This is a genomic window from Streptococcus sanguinis, assembly GCF_003943655.1.
In the GTDB taxonomy this organism is placed as follows: domain Bacteria; phylum Bacillota; class Bacilli; order Lactobacillales; family Streptococcaceae; genus Streptococcus; species Streptococcus sanguinis_F.
Genome location: NZ_RJMM01000041.1, coordinates 1 through 9637, shown reverse-complemented (window position 1 = coordinate 9637; position 9637 = coordinate 1). Strand labels below are relative to the sequence as shown.

The window sequence follows — 9637 nt, the reverse complement described above, 5'->3', positions numbered from 1 at the left end:
ACACCACATGACAGAGGAGCTCCGCCGCGAATTGCTGGGCGGCCGTATTCAGAAGATTAATCAGCCCTTTGAACAGGAGCTGGTTTTACAGATTCGCAGCAACCGCCAAAGCCACAAGCTGCTCCTATCAGCCCACTCGGTCTTTGGGCNCGTCCAGCTGACAGATATCACGTTTGAAAATCCAGCTGTTCCCAATACCTTTATCATGGTCATGCGCAAATACCTGCAGGGCGCCGTTATTGAAGCTATCCAGCAGGTAGAGAATGACCGGATTTTGGAAATCAGCGTCTCCAATAAGAACGAAATCGGCGACAGCGTCGCTGTGACTCTAGTCATCGAAATCATGGGCAAGCACAGCAATATCATTCTCTTGGATAAGGCTAGCGGGAAAATTATTGAAGCCATCAAACACGTCGGATTTTCACAAAATAGCTATCGAACCATCCTGCCAGGCTCAACTTATGTCGCACCGCCTCAGACAAGCAGTCTCAATCCTTTCACTGTAGGCGATGAAAAGCTCTTTGAAATCCTACATACTGAAGACTTAGAGCCCAAACGCCTGCAGCAAATTTTTCAGGGATTGGGCCGGGATACGGCTACTGAACTCAGTGGCCGTCTGACAGCTGACAAGCTCAAAACTTTCCGAGCCTTCTTTGCCAGTCCGACTCAGCCAAGCCTGACCGAAAAATCCTTTTCTGCTCTGCTATTTTCCGACAGCAAGACCCAAATCTCAACCTTATCCGAGCTTTTAGACACTTTCTATAAGGACAAAGCTGAGCGAGACCGGGTCAACCAGCAGGCCAGCGAGCTCATCCGCCGAGTAGAAAATGAGTTGGAAAAGAACCGAAAAAAACTAGGTAAGCAAGAGGAAGAGCTCCTAGCAACGGAGAATGCAGAAGAATTCCGCCAAAAAGGGGAACTCTTGACCACCTTTCTCCATCAGGTGCCCAACGACCAGGACCAGGTAGAGCTAGACAATTACTACACAGGTGAGAAGATTATCATCTCGCTTGACAAGGCCCTAACCCCCAATCAAAATGCCCAGCGCTATTTTAAACGCTACCAGAAGCTCAAGGAAGCTGTCAAACACCTGACCAGCTTAATTGAGGAGACACGGACTACGATTCTCTACCTAGAGAGCGTGGAAACAGCCCTTGCTCAGGCCAGTCTGACTGAGATTGCGGAAATTCGGGAAGAACTAATCCAGACTGGCTTTATCCGCCGGCGCCAGAGAGAGAAAATCCAGAAAAGACAGAAACCGGAGAAATATTTGTCAACAGATGGCCAAACCATTATCCTAGTTGGCCGCAACAATCTACAAAATGATGAGCTGACGTTTAAGATTGCCAAGAAGGACGAGCTTTGGTTTCACGCCAAGGATATTCCAGGTAGTCATGTGGTCATCACAGGCAATCTTCAGCCCAGCGATGAAGTCAAGACAGACGCTGCCGAGCTAGCAGCCTATTTTTCCAAAGCCAGACTCTCTAATCTAGTCCAAGTAGATATGATTGAGACTAGAAAGCTCAACAAACCAACCGGTGGAAAGCCAGGATTTGTCACCTATACAGGTCAGAAAACCCTGCGCGTCACACCAGATGAAGAGAAAATTAAAAGCATGAAAATGTAACATTATCCTCTTTAACTATGAAANAGACTTAAGAGAATGACAGTCATTAGTCAGCTGAAGCTTTTTACTATCTCTATCAACTTTAATAATTTTTTGATAACAAAACAGGTAGAACATAAGTTCTACCTGTTTTTTGCGCTCTGCCGAAATTCTTCTAGTTAATTGACGAAATTTCTTCAAGCCTATGTTAGTCTTCAGACTTTTTCTTTCTCTTCTCTAAGCCAATCAGTCCCAAACCTGACACTCCCGCAAGTAAACTTGCTGCTAGGTATGAGGTTTCTTCTGTACCGGTCTTAGGAAGGGATTTTGCACCCTCACTCTTAGAAAGTGATGGCGGTGCAGGTGTAATCGTCCGCTCTGGCTGAACAGGATCTTCTGTCACAGTCGGAATGTAGACTGCTGAAATAGTCTGACCATTGCGGTCTTTGCGAATCACTGTCACGCCGTCAGCTTGACCGACAAAGCCTGTTTCCGGTACAAAGGTCACAGTGCCATCTGGCGCAATCGTGTAAGTACCTTGGCCTGGAACAGCCTTTTCGGTGCTGCCATCCTCGAAAGTTGGCGGAACGGTTGGATCCACGTCGCCTTCAAAGATAGGTTTACCAGTCTGAGATTGGCCTTTAAGACCAGTGCTGCCGGTATCTTCTGTATCAGTGCTTCCCAAAACAGTTGGGGTATAAGTAGCCGTCACGGCATTGCCATAAATATCTGAACGCTTCACGACGACTCCGCGAGCAGTTCCGACAAAGTCGGCTTCTGGCACAAAGGTCACTGCCCCCAGCATAGTGAAACGATAAGTTCCCTCACCTGGGACAACCTTTTCCGTGCTGCCGTCCGCAAAGGTTGGTGCTACAGCTTGGTCAATCGCCCCTTCAAAGCTTGGCGAGCCCGTTTGAACTTGGCCCTTGCGACCGCTAGATACACTGTCCTTGCTAGTTGATGATTCAACCACAGTCGGAACATAGCGAGCCGTCACTGAGGTGCCATTCTTATCACGAAACTCTGGACTGTAAGTTGCAGTGACTGGAGTTCCGTTTTTATCAACACGTTTCACAGTGATTGGATCGGGTTTTCCTACAAATTGCTTGTCTGGGGTGAAAGTCACTGCTCCATCCGGAGTGATGGTGTAAGTTCCTTGACCTGGAATATTCTTTTCCTTGCTTCCATCTGCAAAGGTTGGCTCAACAGTCTCATCAATTGGAACTAGTGGGTCCGCACCTTTGAAGGTTGGAGTGCCTGTTTGCGGAAGACCTTGTGGGCCAGTGCTGGTCGCATTGGTAGCTGTAGGAATCACTTCTTTCACTACCGCTTGGTACTTGACGGTAACAGCGGTGCCATTGGCATCCGTACGAGTCAATTCGAGTTCTGGTGTTTCACCCTTGAACTGTTTGTCTGGGGTAAAGGTTACCTTGCCATTGGCATCCACTTCGAACTTACCGATATTTGGTACTTCTTTGACAGAAGAACCATTGTCAAAGAACGGAGTCGAACCAGCCGAGAATGGAACAGAGTCATGGCCTGGGGTGAAGGTGACTTTTCCTTCTTGAACCTGACCCTGTAGGCCTTCTGTCTTCTCACCAGTTCCTGTAGGAATCACTTTCGTAAACTCTGGACTGTAGGTCGCTGTCACTGGTGTGCCGTTCTTGTCAACACGTTTCACAATTACTGAATCTGGCTTACCTACAAACTGCTTGTCTGGCGTGAAAGTCACTGCGCCATCTGGAGTGATGGTGTAAGTGCCCTGGCCTGGAATGGTCTTCTCCTTACTTCCATCTTCAAAAGTTGGCTCTGCTGAGCCATCAATTGGAACCAGTGGATCGCCGCCTGCGAAGGTCGGTGTGCCAGTTTGAGGGACACCTTGAGGACCGGTGCTGGTTGCATTGGTGCTGGTTGGAATCACTTCTTTCACTGCTGCTTGATATTTGACGGTTACTGGAGTTCCATTCGCATCAGTCCGAGTCAATTCCAGTTCTGGCGTTTCCCCCTTGAATTGCTTGTCTGGTGTGAAAGTTACCTTACCGTCTGCGTCCACTTCGAACTTACCGACATTTATCACTTCTTTAACTGCTGAACCATTATCAAACAGTGGAGTTGAGCCCGCTGGGAATGGAACGGAATCATGGCCTGGAGTGAAGATAACATGACCTTCTTGAACCTGACCTTGCAAGCCTTCTGTCTTATCACCAGTACCAGTTGGAGTTACTTTAGTGAACTCTGGACTGTATGTTGCAGTTACTGGCGTGCCATTCTTATCGACGCGTTTTACAGAGATTGGATTCGGTTTACCTACAAATTGCTTGTCTGGCGTGAAAGTCACTGCGCCATCTGGAGCAATCGTGTATGTTCCTTGACCTGGAATAGTCTTCTCCTTACTTCCATCTCCGAAAGTTGGCTCAACTGTTTCATCAATTGGAACTAGTGGATCACCACCCGCAAAGGTTGGAATGCCAGTTTGAGGGACACCTTGAGGACCTGTGCTAGTCGCATTGGTGCTGATTGGAGTTACCTTGGTAACGGTCGGTGTATAAGTAGCCGTTATTTCTGTGCCGTTAGCATCGACTCGTTTAACCCTAACAGGTGTCGCCTTGCCAGTGAATTGCTTATCTGGAGTGAAGGTAATGGAACCATCTGAATTAATGGTGTAAGTTCCTTGATTAGCCACTACCAAAGTATCAGTCCCATTTTCAAAGGTCATTGGTTTGGTCATATCGATTGGAACTGCTTGGTCGCCTGGACTGAAAGTTGGCTTGCCACTTTGCGGTTGACCTTGAAGGCCGGTTGATTCAGCATTGGTGCTGGTAGGCGTTACCCGTGTTACCGTTGGCGTATAGGTGGCAGTAACTTCCGTGCCGTTCTTATCTACACGTTTAACAGTAACTGAAGCTGGGGTCCCCACATACTGTTTGTCTGGGGTAAAGGTGATAGTACCATCTGAGTTGATGGTATATTCTCCTACTCCTTGAACTGTCTTCTTAGGTTGACCATCTTCAAAGGTCATTGGAGAATCCATATCAATCGGAACTAGCGGATCACCACCTTGGAAGCTTGGGCTACCTGTTTGCGGAACACCCTGAGGGCCTGTGCTAGTCGCGTCGGTTCCTCTTGGAACCACTTCTTTCACTACTGCTTGGTATTTGACTGTAACAGGGGTGCCATTGGCATCAGTGCGAGTCAATTCAAGTTCTGGTGTTTCCCCCTTAAACTGCTTGACTGGAGTGAAGGTAACCTTACCATCAGAGTCCACTTCAAACTTACCGACATTCTGTACTTCTTTCACTGTTGAATGGTTATCAAACAATGGTGTTGAATTCGCAGGGAACGGAACAGAGTCGTGCCCTGGGGTGAAGGTCACTTTACCTTCTTGAACCTGACCTTGCAGGCCTTCTGTCTTGTTTCCAACACCAGTTGGCTTTACAGCCGTTACTGTTGCTTGATATTTTGCCTTCGCAAGGGTACCGTTGACATCTGCACGACTGACTTCAATTTCTGGCGTTTTACCTACGAATGTCTTAACCGGTGTAAAGGTAATATTACCATCAATATCCACTTCAAACTTGCCAACATTTTCAATTTCTTTCACATTGGTACCAGTGTCAAAAACTGGCGGATTATCTGCTGAAAAACCAACTTCTGGTCTTCCTGCTTCAAAAGTAATCTTACCATTCTGAACCAATCCTTGTGGACCTTCAGTCCGATCGCCAGTTGCGTTTGGAATAACTTCTTCAACAGTAGGAGTGTATCTAGCTGTCACTTCGGTTCCATTCGCATCTACACGTTTGACCGTCACTGGGGTCGCCTTGCCAGTAAATTTCTTCTCCGGCTTAAAGGTAATGGAACCGTCTGAATTAATGGTATAAGTTCCTTGATCAGCTACTACTAACGTGTCAGTCCCATTTTCAAAAGTCATGGGCTTGGTCATATCGATTGGAACTGCTTGGTCACCTGGGGTAAAGGTCGGCTTGCCACTTTGCGGTTGACCTTGGAGACCGGTTGATTCAGCATTGATGCTTCTTGGTGTGACACGCGTCACGGTTGGTGTGTAAGTAGCCGTCACTTCTGTTCCATTTGTGTCTACTCGTTTGATTGTCACTGGAGCTGGGGTTCCGACGTATTGTTTGTCTGGCGTGAAAGTAATCGAGCCATCTGACTCAATGACATAAGTCCCAACCTTGTCTACCTTCTTAGTTGTTTGATTATCTTCAAAGGTCATTGGTTGGGCCATATCAATAGGCACAGCTTTGTCACCCGCAGTGAAAGTAGGTGTACCTGATTGTGGTAGACCTTGAAGACCTGTGCTAGTCGCATTGGTACCTGTAGGAACCACTTCTTTCACCACTGCTTGGTACTTGACTGTAACAGGAGTGCCATTCACATCTGCTCGAATCAATGTCAGCTCAGGAGTGTTTCCCTTAAACTGCTTGTCTGGCGTGAAAGTCACCTTACCATTAGCATCCACTTCAAATTTACCAACGTTTAGGACCTCTTTAACAGTCAAACCATTGTCAAAGAGTGGAGTTGTTTCAGCTGAAAACGGCACAGAATCATGACCTGGTGTGAAGGTAACACGGCCTTCTTGAACCTGACCTTGCAATCCTTCTGTCTTATCACCAGTACCAGTCGGAGTTACCTTTGTAACAGTCGGTGTATAGGTTGCTCTTACTTCGGTGCCATTTTCGTCAACTCGTTTGACCGTCACCGCGGCTGGGGTACCCACATATTTCTTATCTGGAGTAAAGGTAATAGATCCATCTGAATTGATGGTGTATTCTCCTACGCCCGCAACAATCTTCTTAGGTTGATCATTGTCAAAGGTCATTTGCTTGTTATAGTCAATTGGGACCGCTGGGTCGCCTTCCTTGAAGACCGGCGTTCCTGTTTGTGGCACCCCTTGAGGACCTGATGAAGTAGCAGGTGTGCTGGTTGGTGTGACCTTGGTCACGTTAGGTGTATAGGTAGCAGTCACTTCTGTGCCGTTGGCATCTACGCGTTTAACCGTAACTGGTGTCGCCTTGCCAGTGAATTGCTTAAGCGGCTTGAAGGTAATGGTATCATCTGAATTGATAGTATAAGTTCCTTCATTCGCCACTTCCAAGGTGTCCGTCCCATTTTCAAAAGTCATGGCTTTGCTCATGTCAATTGGGATTTGTTGGTCACCTGCAGTGAAAGTTGGCTTACCACTTTGTGCTTGACCTTGAAGACCAGTTGATTCAGCATTGGTACTTCTTGGCGTTACTTGGGTTACCTTAGGTTGATAACGTGCTCGGTGTGCTTTACCGTCGGTATCACTGACTTGAACTACCACTGGGTCTGGCGTGCCATAAAAAGTCTTGATAGGCTTGAAGGTCACTTGGCCGGTATTTGGATCCAATTCATAGGTTCCCACTTGCTGGCCATTGGCCATGGCAGGCACCGTATTTTCTGTTACCAGTCGTCCATTCGCATCCACAAAGCTAGCCGGACGAGTAACTTCTGGCATGACAGGGGTCGTATTCGCATCATCATCATTAAAGACTAGCGTTTTATTTTGTTCCAGTCCCTGAAGACCACTTGATTCGTAGTTTGGAATCTTACGGACTGTTGGCACATAACGGCCGTCCATGTTATTCAACTGATCATTTTTATTAGGGTCAGAAGCATCCGTCGAAGTCCAACCAGTCGAGGTGCCATTGCTGTCAGTCCAACGAATATTAATTCCATCAGCAGTTCCAGAAAAGTCCGCATTTGGAGTGAAGGATACTTGCACATCATTGCCATTGTTGGTCACCACATAGGTCCCTTCTGGACGAATATAACTCGTGCCATCCGCTGACTGCAAAACATTGCCCTGATTGTCTAAGACTTGAGGCGCTTGGCTACTCATAACCGCATTAACACTGTCGTCTGAGCGATCCGTTCCTTTAGGTGTGAAGTGAAGGACAGCAGTTTGAGTCTCGCCTGTAAAGCCATCCGTAGTCTGCTTCTCCCCCTTAGGAGGATAAATACGATGCAAGAGCATATCTTCTACTTCACCACTAAAGGCAATACCTGTTGGCTTCTCAATATCGCCTGCATTTGTGGCAATACGGAAACGCATACCCAATTCATTTACTTGTCCGCCACTAATATTTTGGTTGGCATTGAAGGTCAAGGTATAGTCACCAGCAGTTGTAACCTCTTGTAGATTGCTACCTTCGCTTTCACTGAAGACTCCATCATTATTGAAGTCTATCCAGGCCTTGACATAGGATTTAGCATTACCATTTGGATTAGCTTTGATTTTAATTGTGTAAGTTCCGTTTTTGGCTTTATCTAAATCTAGCAAATCATTAGAAGTACTTAATTGATCGTCTGCTAGTAATTGGTTGGCTCCCTCGTCCTTATGCTCCTTTTTATCGTCCAGAACCCAGTCATTGGATGACTCAACATCTATATCAGCTGGCGTTGTCCCTAAATAAGGTTGATTAATAGGAGCGTTGGTAACCGAGTCACGTCCCGAAATGGTATGGAAGGCTTCGCCATAACTCTCAGGCCCATCACTCCCATCTACCACGAGGAAGCCCATCATCATGGCTTGTTGCCCAGATGAAGCTACATAGAATCCTACTTCAGAGGCCCCACGCGTCATCACGACAGGAACCGTCCGTTCGTTAGAACGGTTTGGTCCGAAGACCTGAGTACCCAGACCTCCTGTCACAGTATCTGGACTGAGATATTTATACCAGTCTACGCTCTTATCTTTTAAGATTAAAAGGCCCCTTCTCTTAACGTCCTCATCATCCAACATTTTTTTGGTGATAACCGTATAGGCTTCTTTGGCCGGGCTCTTCATCTTCCATTCACCCATGTATTCCCAACCCGTACCGTTAGTGGTAAAGATTGCGAATTCACCTGGGTTGGCATCTTCACCATCGGCCATAACCACCGTAGGGGCTACACGTTTACCAAGATAAGTAGCCTCAATATCGAATTTTACCCCCCAGTTGGCAGAGTTCATTGGATAAACTAACTGAGTCTTTCGCTTCTGAGTATTAAAGCCTTGGTCACGTATGGTCGTCCATTCGTTCTGGACTGCCCCTGTGACTGATGGAGGAGGTGTTTTACCATAATATGGCGCAGATTTTAAGAAACCATTCTCAGCGTCGGGGTTATAGGTCCCCTCTGTTGCAGTACCTGCAACCCGCTTTCTATAGATTTCAGTCGAGTTAAAAGGCTTGAGCTCTTTGACCGTTAAGGTCACTACATAGCCAGGTGAAATTTCCTTGGTGAAGGTGGTCCCTACCTTAAGACCGCCACGTTGATCCAAGTTTTTCCAACTTGCGCTATCTGAAAAATCAAGCCAACTAATCTGTTTGGCTAATTGGGTACTATCTTTCTTGACAGATTCCTCCAAGCTTGGTTTAGGTACTCGTGGCGTAGAGGTAGCATCATCTGCCCCAGCTGGTCCAGTACCTATCGTAACTCCTGTTGTTACGCTGTTCTGTTGTACAGTAGGTGTAGCATCCCGTCTCACACGACGAGAGCGATTAGGCTGAGATACATCTGCTATTGCTTCTGACTTTTCAGCCACGACAGCCGCGTTAGATATTTCTGGGTGAACAGTGATTGGTTGAGTATTCTCAACTGATTTAGTTGCTGTAGATTCAGTAGATCCTTCAACTTTCTCAGGCTCTGAGCTTCTTGGACTAGGATTATCATCTGATTGAGGAATCTCAGTAGCAGAAGCAAGTGCTGAACTTTCTTTTGCTTGTATATGTTCAGAAGCAACAGTTTCAGCAGAATTCACTGATGATTCGGCTATTCCTGTTTGCGAAACTTCGTTTTGGACACCAGAATCACTAGCTTCGTCAGCACTAACTTGTGCCGCTGCTCCCAAAAGAAGCAGGGTTGACAAGAGCACAGAACAAACACCGACGTTTAGTTTTCGAATTGAAAACTTACGCAGGTGAGGATTAAATAAATCTTTTCCCATAATAATCTCCTAAATAATCATCTAGTTACAATAGTTTTATTATACAACATTCCGTTTTAGTT

General features: G+C 46.5%; 2 protein-coding genes. One reads left to right on the top strand and one right to left on the bottom strand.

Annotated features, from left to right (window positions below):
- The coding region (locus tag D8886_RS11290; protein WP_221762840.1) for an Rqc2 family fibronectin-binding protein at positions 1-1627 on the top strand (1627 nt) is incomplete at its 5' end.
- A 187-nt stretch (positions 1628-1814) separates the two neighbouring features.
- On the opposite strand, the gene D8886_RS11285 is transcribed toward D8886_RS11290, so the two are convergent.
- Positions 1815-9575, bottom strand: coding sequence for a CshA/CshB family fibrillar adhesin-related protein (locus tag D8886_RS11285; RefSeq protein WP_125435742.1), 7761 nt, complete (start codon positions 9573-9575; stop codon positions 1815-1817).
- Positions 9576-9637: the final 62 nt, after the last annotated feature.